The sequence below is a fragment of the Azospirillum sp. SYSU D00513 genome (assembly GCF_017356015.1).
In the GTDB taxonomy this organism is placed as follows: domain Bacteria; phylum Pseudomonadota; class Alphaproteobacteria; order Azospirillales; family Azospirillaceae; genus Azospirillum.
In genome coordinates this window covers 81,199-96,653 of record NZ_JAFIQV010000026.1, presented here as the reverse complement: position 1 = coordinate 96,653, position 15,455 = coordinate 81,199, and the positions used below count along the sequence as shown (strand labels likewise).

Sequence of the window (15,455 nt, the reverse complement as noted above, 5' to 3'; positions counted from 1 at the left end):
GGGGCGTGGATTGAAACCCGCCATCAAGACGACCTGACGCCGCGCGCCGCCGTCGCTCCCCATACGGGGGCGTGGATTGAAACCAAGTTTATGGGCTCCAGCGACAACAACATCATCCAGTCGCTCCCCATACGGGGGCGTGGATTGAAACTACCAGACCGGCAAGATGCCGCCGCTCCTGCCGCATGTCGCTCCCCATACGGGGGCGTGGATTGAAACTGCCCGATGGCCCAAGCCTTCACGGACCAGGGCGTCGCTCCCCATACGGGGGCGTGGATTGAAACGGCGCGTTGCTGGCCATCGTCACGGCGGGCGACCTGTCGCTCCCCATACGGGGGCGTGGATTGAAACTCCCTTGCGCCCATTCATCAACGCTTCAATTAGCTCGTCGCTCCCCATACGGGGGCGTGTATTGAAACGCCAGATTCTCCCAGACGCGCACGGCGCCGCCGCCGTCGCTCCCCATACGGGGGCGTGTATTGAAACATGCTCCTCAATCTGCCGGGATTCCCATGCGCACGTCGCTCCCCATACGGGGGCGTGTATTGAAACCTCCGGTTTCAGCCCCTGTATCAGCCCTTCCATTGTCGCTCCCCATACGGGGGCGTGTATTGAAACATGTCATAGGGGCCGCCGCCGCCCCACGTTGCTAGTCGCTCCCCATACGGGGGCGTGGATTGAAACCTCATGAAAGCCGACTTGCGCCCGATCTCCTCCGAGTCGCTCCCCATACGGGGGCGTGGATTGAAACCGATGCAGGCCGAAGTCCTCGGCAAGCGTCCGCTCGTCGCTCCCCATACGGGGGCGTGGATTGAAACGGCGGCTTCACCACGCTGCCCAGCCCCGCCTGATCGTCGCTCCCCATACGGGGGCGTGGATTGAAACGGGACCATGATGGCGCTCGGCCAGTTCGGCGTGGGTCGCTCCCCATACGGGGGCGTGGATTGAAACCGACAGAGCAGCTATTACCGCGTGGAGGTCTGGGAGGGTCGCTCCCCATACGGGGGCGTGGATTGAAACAGGTCCTGCCGTGGGGGCCTGGATGGTGCGTGGCGCGTCGCTCCCCATACGGGGGCGTGGATTGAAACGGCCACATAGGGCGAGGCGTGCGAAAGTGTCGCGTCGCTCCCCATACGGGGGCGTGGATTGAAACGTCAAGCGGCAGACCAAGCAGGAGCTGGGCCGGTGTCGCTCCCCATACGGGGGCGTGGATTGAAACCTCGTTTCAGGGGTCCGGGCTGTGAAGCCGCAGCGTGTCGCTCCCCATACGGGGGCGTGGATTGAAACCGCAGATGCCCGTTGAGGCGGGACTGCACGTCGCGCGTCGCTCCCCATACGGGGGCGTGGATTGAAACGCCGAGGGGCGGCAGCCGGTGAAGTGGCTGGCTACCGTCGCTCGCCACACAGGAGCGTGGACTGCAACCGGGGCCGGCGAACGTCCCTCCTCGTGGGGCTCCATCATCGCTCCAGCCACGCCAACGCTGCCAGGTGGGCGCGTCGGCGTGCCGGTGGCGGCGGGCCTTGCGGCCGGGGCCGTGCGCCCCGGGCAGATCACCCCGGGCAGATCACTGGGCGGTGCGGCGGGCGGCGCGGGCTTCCACGGGGGATTCCTCGCGGCGGGCGGGGACGTCGCGGTCGAGGCTGGGGCGGGAGGGGGCGCGCAGGACCAGTTCGTTCAGGCGGCAGGCCATGTCCATGGCGACGTCGAAGGCCGGGTAGATGTTTTCCGCATCCAGGTCGTTGCACAGGGCGCGGGCGTTGCCGTAGGCCGATTCGCGGGTGGCGGGGTGCAGCTGGTTTGTCATGGGGAACCTCCTGGTTGCGGTTGTCCGAGCCGCCGGGATGCTGCCGGGTTGCCGTCTCTTGTCTTAAAGATAGCTCGTCTGCATGGTAAGCAAATCAAAATGCACTCGCGCTTCTGACAAGGGAATCCTTGAAAGGCAAGGCGCGGCAAAGCGACGTAGCCACGCGGCGGCGCGATGGCTCCGGGACACGGAAGGGCGGGCCAGGGGGAGGAGGGAAAGGGGAGAGGTGCTGCGGCCACCCCCCGTCACCGAACAAGGCGGGGCGGGGAAGGCGGCCGCTCCGGCGCGCCCCGCAGGGCGCGCCGGACGGCGCCGGCGTCAGTGCCGGGAGTGCCCGAAGTGCCGGTTCAGTGCCGGACGGGGCTCGCCACCCAGTGGCTGACGATGGTCTCGGCCATCATCGGGCAGGATTCGGGGTTGTGATAGCGGTAGACTGTGACGGCGGCTTCCAGTGCGTAGCGCTCGGGCTGGCCGCAGCCGCACAGCCCCGCGTAGCAGCGCTTCACCGCGTCGCGGCAGCCGATCAGCTCGGCGGCCGGTTCTGGCGTGGCGTCGGGAAGGCTCCGCAGTTCCTCGGTCATTTCTTTCCCTCTTCCTCGTCCAAGGGCACGCCGTAGATTTCCAGCCGGTGGGCGACGATCCGGTAGCCCAGCTCGCGCGCGATGCGTTCCTTGATCGCCTCCAGCTCGGAGCAGGAGAATTCGATGACGCGGCCGGTGCGGGTGTCGATCAGGTGGTGGTGGTGGTCGGCGCCCGCCTCCTCGTAGCGGGCGCGGCCGTCGCCGAAGTCCAGCCGCTCGATCACCTGGGCCTCTTCCAGCAGGCGCATGGTGCGGTAGACGGTGGCGATGGAGATGCGCGGGTCGATCAGGAGCGCCCGGCGGTGCACCTCCTCGACATCCGGATGGTCGTCGGCCTCGGACAGGACCTGCGAGATCACGCGGCGCTGGCCGGTCATCTTCAGGCCCTTCTCCAGGCACAGCGCTTCAAGACGCGAGATCATGCGCGTGTGAACCTCTTCGACAGGACAGGGCCCCATAATACTGAAAATCATTCGCATTCCTAGTGCCGAAATCAGGGGCCGCGGGCGGCCGCCCCGGTGGCGGACTTTGCCCCGCCGGCACAACTTTCCTTGCCAAGACGGGTCCGGAGGCCTATGTGTGTCCTGTCGAATTGGCTCCGGGTTGCATGGACCCCCGATCAGGTGCAGGTGCTTGCCGTTTTCCTCGCGTGAACCGATGCCCCCCGCCCAGGCGGCCGGGGCTTTGCCCGTTGGGGAAATGCGCGTGACGGCCCCTGCCGACGGCGGGGGCCTCCTGTTCCGGAGCCTTGGCTTCACCATCCAGCCGGAAGACGGATCGGAGGACCACTGCGTCCACATCGCGGCCGTCGCACGGCCGGGTTGGGAGTGGTCGGATAAGGGCGGCCGCGTGGGGACGGGTGGTCCCGTGCGCATGGGCGTCCCGTTCCCGTGCCCTCAGCTTTCGCGCATGGTCTGAAGATCGTTTTGAACCGGGTGGGGCGGCGCTTGGCCGCCCCCCTTTGTTTTCCGGAAAGGGTGCCTGATGGCTAAGGAAGATCTGATCGAGATGGAGGGCATCGTCGCCGAAGTCCTCCCCGACGCACGGTTCCGCGTCAATCTCGAGAACGGACACGAGGTGATCGCCTACGCGTCCGGCCGCATGAAGAAGAACCGCATCCGCGTCCTGGCGGGGGACCGCGTCTCTCTGGAGATGACGCCCTACGACCTGACCAAGGCGCGCATCAACTTCCGCCACAAGGACGAGCCCACGGGCGGCGCTCCCGGCGGAGCGCCCGGCGGCGCGCGGCGTCCGCCTCCGCGCCGGCGCTGATCGGTCCCCTTCCGGACCGATCCCGGCGCCCACCGGCGCGCCGACACACCAGGACAAAGAATCGAATGACCGAATTCACCGACCTCGGCCTGATCGAGCCCCTGTTGCGGGCCGTCTCGGACGAGGGATACACCCAGGCGACGCCCATCCAGGCGGACGCCATACCGGTTCTGCTGCAAGGGCATGACGTGCTCGGCCTGGCGCAGACGGGGACCGGAAAGACCGCCGCCTTCACGCTGCCCATCCTTCAACGCCTGTTCGAGGCGAAGAAGCGGGTGGCGGCGAAGGCGCCGCGTGCCCTGATCCTGACCCCGACGCGCGAGCTGGCCCTGCAGATCGGCGACAGCTTCACGACCTACGGACGCCACCTGCCCATCCGCCGCACCGTGATCCACGGCGGCGTCGGGCAGAGCCCGCAGGTCGCGGCGCTGGCCCGGGGGGTGGAGGTGCTGATCGCCACGCCGGGCCGCCTGCTCGACCTGATGGCGCAGAACCATGTCCGGCTGGACCAGGTGGAGATCTTCGTCCTGGACGAGGCGGACCGGATGCTCGACATGGGCTTCATCCGCGACGTCCGGAAGGTCGTGGCGCAGCTGCCCAAGCAGCGGCAGACCCTGCTCTTCTCCGCCACCATGCCGGACACGGTGGGCGAGCTGGCGCGCAGCATCCTGACCGACAGCGTGCGGGTCGAGGTGGCGCCCCAGTCCACCACGGTCGAGCGCATCGCCCAGCGCGTGCTGTTCGTCCACAAGGCGGACAAGCGCCAGCTGCTGGCGAACCTGATGCAGGACCGGGGGATGGAGCGGACGATCGTCTTCGCCCGCACCAAGCATGGCGCCGACCGCGTCGCCGAGCATCTGAAGAAGGCCGGCGTGCCGGCGGACGCGATCCACGGCGACAAGTCGCAGTCGGCCCGCATCCGCGCGCTGGACTCCTTCCGCAAGGGCGAGCTGCGGGCGCTGGTCGCGACCGACATCGCCGCGCGCGGCATCGACGTGGACGGCGTGACCCACGTCGTCAACTTCGACCTGCCGAACGAGCCGGAAAGCTACGTCCACCGCATCGGCCGCACGGCGCGCGCCGGCACGGAAGGGGTCGCGGTGTCCTTCTGCGACGTGGAGGAGGTGCCCTACCTCCGCGACATCGAGAAGACCATCCGCCAGCCGGTCCCCGCCGACCACGACCACGCGATGCACGCCGCGGACATCGCGCATCTCTACGCGAGCCCGCCGCAGAAGCAGGGCCGGGGTGCCTCCAAGCCGCAGGGCCAGAAGCCCCAGGGGCAGCGGCAGGGCCGCCCCCAGGGGAACGGACAGCCGGGCGGCCAGCGCCAGGGAGCTCCCAAGCAGGGCGCGCCCAAGCCGGCGGGCCAGCCCCGCCAGGATGGGCCGAAGGGGCAGGGTGCCGCCTCGCAGGGGCAGGGCAACAAGCCCAAGCCGGCGGGCCAGCCCAACCGCCGTCCCCAGCAGGGCGGCGGCCCGCGCCGCAGCGCCGCCTAACGGGCGCCGCGTTCCGACAGGAAAAAGCCCCTCTCTCCGGCTGGAGAGAGGGGCTTTTTCTTTGGCGGTCCGGCCCCGACCGATGCGTCAGGCGTCGGCCTTCAGGCGGTCGTCAGGCCGCCTTCTCCGCCGCGATGGCCTCGGCCACGGCCGGGCGGGCGCCGACGCGCTCCACATAGGCGGTCAGGTTCGGCCAGGCGGCGAGGTCGATGGCGACCGCGCGGGTCCAGCGCAGGACGGTGAAGCAGTAGGCATCGGCCGCCGTGAAGGCTGCACCGGCCAGGAAGGGCCTATCCGCCAGTTCGGCGTCGAGCATGGCGAGCTTGCCGGCGACGATGTCGCGGGCGACCGGCTTGTACTCCTCCGGCGTGTTCGGGCGGAAGAGCGGGGTGAAGCTCTTGTGCAGCTCGGTGGCGATGAAGTTCAGCCACTCCAGAACGCGGTAGCGCTCCATGCCGCCGGCGGCCGGCAGCAGGCCGCTGTCCGGCGCCTTGTCGGCGAGATACTGGGCGATGACCGCCGCCTCGGTCAGCACGCCGCCCTCGTCCAGGCCCAGGGCCGGCACCTGGCCCTTGGGGTTGACCGACAGGTAGCTGGCGCCGTCCGGCAGGGTCTTCGCCGGGAATTCGACCTTCACGAGATCGAAGGGGAGACCGGCCTCCCGCAGGATGATGTGCGTCGAGAGCGAGCAGGCGCCGGGCTTGATGTAGAGCTTCACGTCCGTGTCCCTTGAGAAGTCTTCCAGGTGGAATAGCGTCAAGGGTGCGGACCATAGCAAAGAGCGCGGGCGCCGTCATGGCTCCCGCGCTCCGCTTTTCCGGACGCTGTGTTCCGGCTAGCCGGAGTCAGTGGCCGGGGTCGGTGGTCCTTATCAGAGGCTGGCGAGGGACGGCTCGGCCCGCTGCACTGCGTCCTGCCGCTCGTCCCGGGCCGGCGGCAGGTCCACCACCACGACCGTGCCCCGGCCGGGGCGGGAGCGCAGGGTCACCTGATGGCCGAGCAGGTCGGCAAGGCGCCGGACGATCGACAGGCCAAGCCCCAGCCCCTGCTTGCGGTCGCGGTTCGGGTTGTCGAGCTGACGGAAATCCTCGAAGGCGGCCTCGACGTCGGACTCGGGGATGCCGATGCCGCTGTCCCACACCTCGACCCGCAGCCCGACACCGCGGCGGCGCACGCCGACCACCACGCCGCCCCGGTCGGTGTAGCGCAGGGCGTTGGAGATCAGCGGGCGCAGCAGCCGCTCCAGCAGGACCGGGTCGCTGTGCACCTGCGCATCGGCCTTGCGGATGCTGAGGCGCAGCAACTTGGCCTTGGCCTCCGGCGCGAACTCCTCCCGCATGCGGCGCAGGGAATCCTCGACCGCGAAATTCTCGGTCGCGGCCTCGACCAGCCCGGCCTCCAGCCGCGACACCTCGACCAGCGTGCGCAGCAGGGCGTCGCTGCCCATGATGGCCATTTCCAGCTTCTCGCCGAGGTCGCGCGCGGCGGGGTCGGTCAGCTTCATCATCAGCAGGTGATGGAAGAGCTGCATCGCCTGGAAGGGCTGGCGCAGGTCGTGGTTGGCGGTGGACAGGAACTTGCCGGCGGCCTTGCGCGCCCGCACGGCCTCCTCCCTGGCCCGCTCGGCCTCGGCCCGCGCGGCCTCCAGCTCGCGCAGCAGCGCCTCGCGCGAGGAGGAGGCGTCGGTGCCGGCGGCCGGAACCGCGATGGCGGCCATGGAGTGGACCAGCCCGTCGGCGTCGCGCACCGGCGTCAGGGTCAGCGCCATGCCGGCCGGCACCCCCTCGATCGTGGCGGTGCCGCCGGTCGCGGCGGCGCGGCGGATCTGGGCCTCCACATGCGCGGCGACGGCCGGCGTGGCGCCAGCCTCTTCCAGCCGCAGCCCTTCGATCTCGTCAGGGAGATGGCCGAAGGCCACGGCGAAGGCCCTGTTCACCACCAGCAAACGCCCATCGGGCGCAAACAACGCCTGCGGAGCGACGCTGGCCGACAACAACGCGTCAAGCTGAGCTTCGCGTGCCGTCATATGCCCTTCAGCTTGAGCTTTGGCGTTGTACTGGTTCACGACTTTACCGATCAGAAGCATTCATCAGAATGGTTATGTTGCACGGGCAGGCCTTAAGTCAAATGTGACAAACGCCATAAGGCGAGACAAAAATCCGCCCGGACGCCGGTCTGCGTTTCCGTCCCGACATGGCGGCCAGCCTCGCCCGGAAAGGTGACGGAATTGCGGTGCCCATGCCGTTCGTCCCATGTCTTTGGTCCGGGCCGGTTTTCCCGGCTTCGTGCCGAGCCGCCCGCCCGTGCCGCCGGGACGGCTTGGATGCCGCGCGGCGGCGGGCTATAAAGGCGCAATGATGATCCGCCGCAAGGCAAAAAGCCCACGCGCGTTGGCGGTGGCCGGTCTGCCCGTTCCCCTGGAGTTGCGCGAGAGCGCCCGTTCCCGGCGCATGACCCTGCGCGTGGACGCCGCGCGCGGCCTCATCCAGGTGGTGATCCCCGTGGGCGTCGCCGAGGAGGAGGCCCTGCGCTTCGTCGGCCGCCACGACGGCTGGGTGCGCGCGCGGCTGGCCGCCCTGCCGCCGCAGCTCCCCTTCGCCGACGGCGCGACCGTGCCCTACATGGGTGTGGACCATGTGGTCCGCCACGACCCGGATCTGCGGGGCGGCACGCGGCGGGAGGGTGGCGCGATCCTCGTCGGCGGGCAGGCCGAGCATGTCGCCCGCCGGGTGCGCGACTTCCTCCTGTCCGAGGCGCGGCGGGAGCTGGCGGAGCGGTCGCGGGCCAAGGCGGCCCTGATCGGCGCCCGCGTCGCCGCCGTGACCGTGCGTGACACCAAGAGCCGCTGGGGAAGCTGCTCGGCGACCGGGCGCCTTTCCTATTCCTGGCGGCTGATCCTGACGCCCGAACCCGTTCTCGACTATGTGGTCGGGCACGAGGTGGCGCATCTGCGCGAGATGAACCACTCGCCCCGCTTCTGGGCGCTCTGCGCGTCGCTGGTGCCCGACGTGGCGGGGCCGCGCAACTGGCTGAAGACCAACGGCGCCCGGCTCCTGCGCTACGGCTGATCCCGGGTCCTCCCTGCCTTCCCGCCCTCCCATCCCGTCCGGCTTTCCATGCCCCCTTCCGAATCCCTGCGCGTCCGTGTCCTGCTGACCGCGCTGGTCGCCCTCGGCCCGATCTCCACCGACCTGTATCTTCCGGCCCTGCCGACGCTGGTCACCGTGTTCGGCACGGACATCGCGTCCGTGCAGCTGACGCTCAGCGTCTTCCTGGTGGGCTTCGCCGTGTCGCAGCTCGTCTACGGGCCTCTGTCGGACCGGTTCGGCCGGCGGCCGGCCCTGCTGGGCGGGGTCCTTGTATATCTGCTGGGCAGCCTGGGCTGCATGATGGCGACGAGCATCGGCGGGCTGATCGCGGCACGCCTCGTCCAGGCGGTCGGGGCCTGCTGCGGGCCGGTGGTGGCGCGGGCGGTTGTGCGCGACGTCTTCGGGCGCGACCGCGCCGCCTCGGTCCTGGCCTACATGGCGATGGCCATGACGCTCGCGCCCGCCGCCGGCCCGGTGCTGGGCGGGGTGATGACCGAGCTGTTCGGCTGGCGCGCCAACTTCGCCCTGCTGGCGGGCTTCGCGGCACTGACCCTGGCGGGGCTCTGGACGATGCTGGGGGAGACCAACGCGGCGCGCGACCCGCAGGCCCTCAAACCCGGCCGGCTGGCGGCCAACTACGCGCGGCTGATGCGCGACCGCGCCTTCGTCGGCCACGCCATGATGGTGGGCTTCACCTACAGCGGCATCTTCGCCTTCATCTCCGGCTCCAGCTTCGTGCTGATCGAGCGGCTGAAGCTCAGCCCGTCGGCCTATGGCCTCAGCTTCGGGACGGCGGTGCTGGGCTACATGACGGGGTCCTTCTTCGCCGGGCGGCTGTCGCAGCGGCTGGGCGCAGCGCGCATGATCCGCATCGGAACATCCATATCGCTGGCGGGCGGGCTGGCCGGCGCGCTGCTGGCGGTTGCCGACGCGACCCATCTGGCCGCCGTGCTGGCGCCCTTCTTCGTCTTCCTGTTCGGCGCCGCCTTCACCCTGCCCAACGGCATGGCGGCGGCCATCGGCCCCTATCCGGCCATGACCGGGCTGGCCTCGGCGCTGCTGGGATTCTGGCAGATGGGGACGGGGGCGGTGGCCGGCACGCTGATCGGGCACATCCACACCGGCACCCAGCTGCCCATGATGGGCGGGATCGGCCTGCTGTCGGTGCTGGCGGCGGGGGCCTACCGGCTGGTCGCGGCGCCCGCGCGCAAAGCCTGAGGCGGGCGGGGGAAAAAGCGAGACAAACCCTTGGACCGTAACGGTTTTTTCATGGTTCTCGGGAGAGGGGAAGTTTTTTGCCCCCGTCGCATTTTTTTCCCTTTAAACGGAGGGCCAATGGATATAAATACGCCGCACTCGCAAGCGCACGTGCCGCTGGCCCGCCCTCGTCGGCCTCATTCCCGACGACCTGGTTATGCAACGACGTAACGCGTGATCCCCGACCGTCCCTTAAGCAAGGCGGCGTCTTGGAGGTTACGATGGTACATGTTGTTGTCGGTGGGCCCCGGCTCACCCGTCACCGATCCCTTCTCGTCCGTCACTCTGGTGTGAGCAAACGGCAGTCCAGTATGGGCGGCCCGAGCGCCTGACCGACGGTTTTTTTCCGGTCAGCAGCCGCTTCGGCCGCTCCGTTCCCGACTGACATCCGCCCGTTTGTTTCAATCATCTTGCCATCATGGAGATGCAGATGAACCAGAAGATCGCGCGCTTTTTCGAAGAGCGCCGCCCGCAGACCCCGTGCCTCGTCCTGGACCTCGACATCGTCGAGCAGAACTACAACGCGCTCGAGACCGCGCTGCCCGACGCGCGCATCTTCTACGCGGTGAAGGCCAATCCGGCCGCGGAAGTGCTGTCGCTGCTGACCCGCCTCGGCTCCGCCTTCGACACGGCGAGCGTGCCGGAGATCCAGATGGTGCTGGCGACCGGCTGCCCGGCGGAGCGCATCTCCTACGGCAACACCATCAAGAAGGAAGCCGACATCCGCCGCGCCTACGAGCTGGGCGTGCGGCTGTTCGCCTTCGACAGCGAGCCGGAGCTGGAGAAGATCGCCCGCGCCGCCCCCGGCGCCCGCGTCTTCTGCCGCATCCTGACCTCGGGCGAGGGCGCCGAATGGCCGCTGTCGCGCAAGTTCGGCTGCGACCTCGACATGGCGCGCGAGCTGCTGCTGAAGGCCAAGGACATGAACGTCCAGCCCTACGGCGTGTCGTTCCACGTCGGCTCGCAGCAGAAGGACCTGAAGCAGTGGGACCTCGCCATCTCGCAGGTGGCGCAGCTCTTCCGCGAGCTTGAGGCGGTGGGCGTCGAACTGGGCATGATCAACCTCGGCGGCGGCTTCCCGACCCGCTACCGCTCCGACGTGCCGGCCTCGGCCGCCTACGGCCAGTCGATCTTCGACAGCCTGCGCCGCCATTTCGGCAACCGCATCCCCGAGACCATCGTGGAGCCGGGCCGCGGCATGGTCGGCAGCGCCGGCGTGATCGAGAGCGAGGTCGTGCTCGTCTCCCGCAAGTCGGCCAACGACTCCAAGCGCTGGGTCTATCTGGACATCGGCAAGTTCGGCGGCCTCGCCGAGACGATGGACGAAGCCATCCAGTACCCCATCGAGGTGCTGGCCGAGGAGATGGGCGAGGAGTCGTTCGACCCGGAGACCGAAGCCGTCGTGCTGGCCGGCCCGACCTGCGACAGCGCCGACGTGCTGTACGAGAAGGCCGAGTACAAGATGCCGCTCGCCCTGAAGGCCGGCGACCGCGTGCGCATCCACGCCACCGGCGCCTACACCACGACCTACTCGGCCGTCTGCTTCAACGGCTTCGCGCCGCTCCAGCAGTACTGCATCTGAAGCCGCTCCCGGCCCGCCCCTTCCGCCAGGGAGGGGCCGGGCCGGAGGACGGCGCCAGGCCCGGAAACCGGACCCGGAAAACCGGACATGAAAGATGTGCGCCGTCAGGTCCCCGGTTCGAGCGGGCACGGGGGACCAGCTATCGGGCGAGCCGGCCCTTGGAACTGGGCGCCTTGATCTTCGAGGCCGCGAACACCCTCGCGTGGAGGAAATCCACCAACGCCCGCACTTTCGGCGATGGGTGCTTGCTCGCGGGCCAGAGAACGTGGAAGACACCGGTGCGCTCCACATGCCCATCCAGGATCGGTTGGAGCCGGCCATCGGCCAGCGGTTCGCGGATGGAAAAATCCGGCAGATAGGCGATCCCTAGCCCCTGAAGCGCGAAACACACGCGCGTTTCGATGTTGTTGCAGATCATCGAGGTGGGAAGCTGCAGTTCGGGCTCGCCGGGTTGTTGCCGCAGTGGCCATGTTTCCAGTTTGCCGCTGTTGGGAAAGCGGTAGTGCAGGCAGGAGTGCCGCAACAGATCGGCGGGCACTTCGGGCGTGCCTCGCCGCGCAAGGTAATCAGGCGAGGCGACCAGCAGCGAGCGGAAGGAACCCAGCCTTCGGGTCGTGAGGCGCGAATCAGTGGGATTGCCCGTCCTGACCACAGCGTCGAAGCCTTCCTCGATCACATCGACCATGCGGTCGGTGAAGTCCAGGTCCAACTCGATCTCCGGGTACTCGCGCATGAACTCGCCGAGCACCGGCAGCATCAGCGAACTGACCAGCGGCAGGCTCACGCGCAGGCGTCCGCGCGGCGCGGCGGTGACCTGTGACAATTCCATTTCCGCCGCCTCGATTTCGGCCAGGATGCGGCGGCTGCGCTCGAGGAACAGCGTGCCCTCGGCGGTCAGCGTGACACTTCGCGTGCTGCGGTGGAACAGGCGCACGCCCAGCTTCTCCTCCAGCCGCGCCACGCTCTTGCCGACGGCGGATGCCGATACGCCCAGCAGCCGGCCGGCGGCGACGAAGCTGCGGGTTTCGGCCACCTGCACGAACACCACGAAGCCATTCAGGCTGTCCATGCCATCCCCGGTGCCTTGCCCTAATTGCGGACTGAAAGGTCCGCACAGAACGGAACTCTAGCCTGCTTTTTCTTCAATCGCAGGATTTTTATCGTCACGGCTTCGCCAATTTGGTTGAGGTGTTTGCCGTGACGAGTCCCATGTTTTCCGTGCGCCGGAGCGTTCCGCCGGGGGATCTGCCAACCCGCGTCCATACCGTTGTCGAGCAGGCCCTGGATGAGCAGCGGCTTGTCGGTGCCGTCGTGCTGGTCATGCAAGGCCGGCGCTGTTTCGTCGCTGACCTCCGCGAAGCGGTGCATGGTGCGGCGGAGGTGCCGCGATGAAATCCGGTACGCAAGACCGCCTGCCCTTGGCCGCGTTGCTGGCACTGGCCATGGCGGCTTTCATCACCATCCTGACCGAAGCGCTGCCGGCCGGGCTGTTGCCGCATATGGCACACGGCTTGGCCGTGTCCGAGGCCTGGGTCGGCCAGACCGTCACGATCTATGCCATCGGCTCGCTCGTGGCGGCTATCCCGTTGACCGCCGCCACACAGGGCATCCGGCGCCGGCCGTTGCTGTTGGCCGCGGTCGCGGGCTTCGCACTTGCCAACACCGTGACGGCACTTTCCGCCAGCTATGCGCTGACGATGATGGCGCGCTTTCTGGCGGGAGTTTCGGCTGGACTGCTCTGGGCTCTGCTGGCCGGCTATGCCGCTCGCATGGTGCCGGAACACCAAAAGGGGCGGGCCATCGCGATTGCCATGGTGGGAACGCCATTGGCGCTGTCGCTCGGCGTGCCGGCCGGCACATTCCTTGGCAATCTGGTGAGCTGGCGCATGTGCTTCGGCATCATGAGCCTGCTGGCGCTGCTGCTCATGATCTGGGTGCGCGTCAAGGTGCCGGACTTCGCTGGGCAGACGGCGGGTAAACGGCTGTCACTCGGGCACGTGTTCACCATGCCCGGTGTGCGTCCGCTCCTTTTCGTGGTGTTGGCCTTCGTGCTGGCACACAACATCCTCTACACCTACATCGCGCCTTTCCTGGCTGCGGCAGGCATGGCGGACCGGACGGACCTTGTGCTGCTGGTATTCGGCGTCACGTCCCTGTTGGGCATCTGGATCATCGGTTTGCTGATCGACCGCCATCTGCGCGCGTTGACGCTCGCCAGCACAGTCGTGTTCAGCCTGTCCGCGCTGGCGCTTGGCATGGCCGGAGATGTGCCTGCTGTGGTGTACGCAGCTGGTGCCGCCTGGGGTTTGGCCTTCGGAGGCGCGGCGACGCTCTTTCAGACCGCGCTCGCCGAGATGGCCGGCGAGGCTACGGATGTCGCGCAGTCCATGCTGGTGACCGCCTGGAACACGGCAATTGCCGGCGGGGGCATCGTGGGTGGCGTGCTGTTGAACTGGTTCGGTGTAGGGGCGTTCTCTCCCGCTTTGCTGGTGCTGCTGGTGTCAACGCTGATGGTTGTCGGGGTGACCAGGCATCGCGGGTTTCCAGCTTGAGGGAATAGTGCGCGTCTGGAGGCATCCTGAAATGAAGAAGGCCGCCATCCCGTGAGGGAGGCGGCCTTTTCGCCGTTCCGGTTCCGGCACCGGTCAGGCGCGCCAGAAGGGCTTCGACACTTCCAGCTCCACCGCACCGTGGGTGACGCCGATGTCCCGCAGCATGCGCTCGTCCAGGCGGGCGAGTTCGAAGCGGGTGACGGTGCGGCGGCGCCACAGGGACAGGAGGGAGGAGAGGCGGGCGACCAGCTGGGAGAGGGTGGTGGTCGAGCTGGCGTGGCCGAGATCGGCCGAGCGTTCGGTCATGGTCATGATGGTGATTCCATTTTTCTTGGATCGCGCCGTCATGCCCAGGGCTGCGGCGCCTGTGTTTGGTGATGAATAGATATTCGTCTTCGTCGGCCTTCGCCACAGACGCTTTTACATAGCGGGGCTGTAGGTTTTGGATGGCTGGACCTTTACGGTCACAGGAGTGAAATCTTTGTTTCACTTCGGCGAGGACTTACGATGCTAGTGGTTTGTTATGCGAAATGTTTGTGCGATGAGCATTCCGGGCGCAAATTCGCTGCTCGCACGGAGTCCATGACGTGATGCCGGGTTCGGAAAATTCCGACCTCCGAACCCGGTATAGGGCAGCGACTGCGGCCCCGTGCCCTGTGGCGCGGAAGTCCTGACCACAGATCAGGACTTCATGAAAATCGTATGAGACGGAGGAGGGATGGCCGAAAGCTTGGTTTCGGTCCTTGGGCCCGGTTCGGGCGCATGCGCTTTCAGGGAATGCCGCGGCGTGGTTCGGCCAGAGGCCAGAAAAGCGAAGGGCCGGTGCCTCGATCGAGGCCCGGCCCTTGATGTCGCTTGAATTTGGAGCGGGCGAAGGGATTCGAACCCTCGACCCCAACCTTGGCAAGGTTGTGCTCTACCCCTGAGCTACGCCCGCGCTCCGTGCCGCTTTCCATCCCGCTGCCTGCCCTTCGTATCGGGGCTGGCGGCCGGTCCGTCCGGCGGCGTGCGGCGGACTATACTCATCGGCCGGAGCAATGCAAGCGCTCCTTTTCAGAAATTCGAACGTCTGGACGAGGGGCCGTCCCGCCGGTAAGAAACCTCCTCCGAACCCCTCTCCGAACAGCGCCGCGACGCCCGAGCCATGGCCGAGACCCCGCCTTCCGCCGCCCCTTCGCCCATTCCCGGCGATGTCCCCCTGCCGACCTCGCCGGACGAGTTGCTGGCGCGGCTGGCGGAGCTGGGGATCGAGGCGGTGACGCACCGCCACCCGCCGATGCGCACGGTGGAGGACAGCAAGGCCTTGCGCGGCGCGCTGCCCGGCGGCCACTGCAAGAACCTGTTCCTGAAGGACAAGAAGGACCAGCACTGGCTGGTGGTGGCGCTGGAGGACGCGCGGATCGAGATGAACGGGCTGGACAAGGCCATCGGGTCGGCGCGGCTCAGCTTCGCCTCGCCGGACCGGCTGTGGCGGCATCTCGGCGTGCGGCCGGGCTCGGTCACGCCCTTCGCCCTGATCAACGATACGGAGAAGCGGGTCAGGGTCGTGCTCCAGGAGGCGATGATGCGGCACGATCTCCTGAACTATCACCCGCTGATGAACGACCGCACCACGGCCATCCGCTCGGCGGACTTGCTGGCCTTCATCCGCGCCTGCGGGCACGAGCCGGCGGTCGTCGCCTTCGGCGAGGAGGGCTGAGCCGGAACGCCGGTGAACGTTTCAGGCCAAGCCATCCGACGCGCCGCATGCGAAAGGCTTGTTCGGCGGGCGGGAAAGGCTCATCTATTCACGCAAGACCGAAAACGGGAAATCTGGAA

15 protein-coding genes, 1 tRNA gene and 1 CRISPR repeat array (1 of these 17 running past the window's edge) are annotated in these 15,455 nt (G+C 68.0%); of the genes, 7 read left to right on the top strand and 9 right to left on the bottom strand.

The genetic code is table 11. From position 1 onward, the window contains the following. Window positions 1-1,423: direct repeats of the CRISPR family, unit length 32 nt; unit sequence GTCGCTCCCCATACGGGGGCGTGGATTGAAAC (it extends 147 nt beyond the left edge of the window). A gap of 142 nt (window positions 1,424-1,565) precedes the next feature. The 3 genes from JUB11_RS19450 to JUB11_RS19440 all read right to left on the bottom strand — a co-directional run bounded on the left by JUB11_RS19450 (window position 1,566) and on the right by JUB11_RS19440 (window position 2,808). Next, window positions 1,566-1,805 carry a hypothetical protein gene (locus JUB11_RS19450; protein ID WP_207460228.1) on the bottom strand — a complete coding sequence of 80 codons (240 nt, stop codon included), beginning with the start codon at window positions 1,803-1,805 and terminating at the stop codon, window positions 1,566-1,568. A 347-nt stretch (window positions 1,806-2,152) separates the two neighbouring features. Further along, on the bottom strand, window positions 2,153-2,386 hold the full coding sequence (locus JUB11_RS19445) for a hypothetical protein (RefSeq protein ID WP_207460227.1): 234 nt from the start codon (window positions 2,384-2,386) through the stop codon (window positions 2,153-2,155). Beyond that, window positions 2,383-2,808 (bottom strand): Fur family transcriptional regulator, encoded by a 426-nt coding sequence (locus tag JUB11_RS19440; protein WP_207460226.1) that lies wholly within the window; start codon window positions 2,806-2,808, stop codon window positions 2,383-2,385. The genes JUB11_RS19445 and JUB11_RS19440 overlap by 4 nt, the downstream gene beginning before the upstream one ends. A 562-nt stretch (window positions 2,809-3,370) precedes the next feature. Here JUB11_RS19440 and infA point away from each other — a divergent pair. Continuing rightward, on the top strand, window positions 3,371-3,658 hold the full coding sequence (gene infA / locus JUB11_RS19435; protein WP_207460225.1) for a translation initiation factor IF-1: 288 nt from the start codon (window positions 3,371-3,373) through the stop codon (window positions 3,656-3,658). 65 nt (window positions 3,659-3,723) lie between these two features. After that, on the top strand, window positions 3,724-5,157 hold the full coding sequence (locus tag JUB11_RS19430) for a DEAD/DEAH box helicase (RefSeq protein WP_207460224.1): 1,434 nt from the start codon (window positions 3,724-3,726) through the stop codon (window positions 5,155-5,157). 112 nt (window positions 5,158-5,269) lie between these two features. On the opposite strand, the gene gstA is transcribed toward JUB11_RS19430, so the two are convergent. After that, window positions 5,270-5,875 (bottom strand): glutathione transferase GstA, encoded by a 606-nt coding sequence (gene gstA, locus JUB11_RS19425; RefSeq protein ID WP_207460223.1) that lies wholly within the window; start codon window positions 5,873-5,875, stop codon window positions 5,270-5,272. Window positions 5,876-6,028: 153 nt separating this feature from the next. Next, on the bottom strand, window positions 6,029-7,183 hold the full coding sequence (locus tag JUB11_RS19420; protein ID WP_207460222.1) for a PAS domain-containing sensor histidine kinase: 1,155 nt from the start codon (window positions 7,181-7,183) through the stop codon (window positions 6,029-6,031). Between the two features lie 328 nt (window positions 7,184-7,511). Here JUB11_RS19420 and JUB11_RS19415 point away from each other — a divergent pair, with 328 nt between their 5' ends. The 3 genes from JUB11_RS19415 to JUB11_RS19405 all read left to right on the top strand — a co-directional run bounded on the left by JUB11_RS19415 (window position 7,512) and on the right by JUB11_RS19405 (window position 11,085). Next, window positions 7,512-8,225, top strand: a complete 714-nt coding sequence (locus tag JUB11_RS19415) for a SprT family zinc-dependent metalloprotease (RefSeq protein WP_207460221.1) — start codon at window positions 7,512-7,514, stop codon at window positions 8,223-8,225. A 48-nt stretch (window positions 8,226-8,273) separates the two neighbouring features. Then, window positions 8,274-9,464: a multidrug effflux MFS transporter gene (locus JUB11_RS19410; protein WP_207460220.1), complete on the top strand. Its 1,191-nt coding sequence runs from the start codon at window positions 8,274-8,276 to the stop codon at window positions 9,462-9,464. Window positions 9,465-9,933: 469 nt separating this feature from the next. Beyond that, entirely contained in the window at window positions 9,934-11,085 is a 1,152-nt protein-coding gene (locus JUB11_RS19405) for a type III PLP-dependent enzyme (protein ID WP_207460219.1), read from the top strand. Between the two features lie 139 nt (window positions 11,086-11,224). Here the strand turns inward: JUB11_RS19405 and JUB11_RS19400 are convergent, their stop codons facing one another. Together JUB11_RS19400 and JUB11_RS19395 are read right to left on the bottom strand one after the other, a co-directional pair. Further along, window positions 11,225-12,154 (bottom strand): LysR family transcriptional regulator, encoded by a 930-nt coding sequence (locus JUB11_RS19400; RefSeq protein WP_207460218.1) that lies wholly within the window; start codon window positions 12,152-12,154, stop codon window positions 11,225-11,227. Window positions 12,155-12,174: 20 nt separating this feature from the next. After that, the gene (locus JUB11_RS19395; protein WP_207460217.1) at window positions 12,175-12,453 is read right to left on the bottom strand and encodes a hypothetical protein; all 279 of its coding nucleotides are present in this window, start codon (window positions 12,451-12,453) and stop codon (window positions 12,175-12,177) included. A gap of 20 nt (window positions 12,454-12,473) precedes the next feature. Between JUB11_RS19395 and JUB11_RS19390 the strand changes: the two genes are divergently transcribed. Beyond that, window positions 12,474-13,637, top strand: a complete 1,164-nt coding sequence (locus JUB11_RS19390; RefSeq protein WP_207460216.1) for an MFS transporter — start codon at window positions 12,474-12,476, stop codon at window positions 13,635-13,637. Window positions 13,638-13,730: 93 nt separating this feature from the next. Here JUB11_RS19390 and JUB11_RS19385 read toward each other — a convergent pair whose 3' ends face one another. Together JUB11_RS19385 and JUB11_RS19380 are read right to left on the bottom strand one after the other, a co-directional pair. Beyond that, window positions 13,731-13,949 (bottom strand): DUF1127 domain-containing protein, encoded by a 219-nt coding sequence (locus JUB11_RS19385; RefSeq protein WP_207460215.1) that lies wholly within the window; start codon window positions 13,947-13,949, stop codon window positions 13,731-13,733. A gap of 550 nt (window positions 13,950-14,499) precedes the next feature. Beyond that, window positions 14,500-14,574 (bottom strand) — tRNA-Gly (locus JUB11_RS19380). 207 nt (window positions 14,575-14,781) lie between these two features. Between JUB11_RS19380 and JUB11_RS19375 the strand changes: the two genes are divergently transcribed. After that, window positions 14,782-15,336: a prolyl-tRNA synthetase associated domain-containing protein gene (locus JUB11_RS19375; RefSeq protein ID WP_207460214.1), complete on the top strand. Its 555-nt coding sequence runs from the start codon at window positions 14,782-14,784 to the stop codon at window positions 15,334-15,336. Window positions 15,337-15,455: the final 119 nt, after the last annotated feature.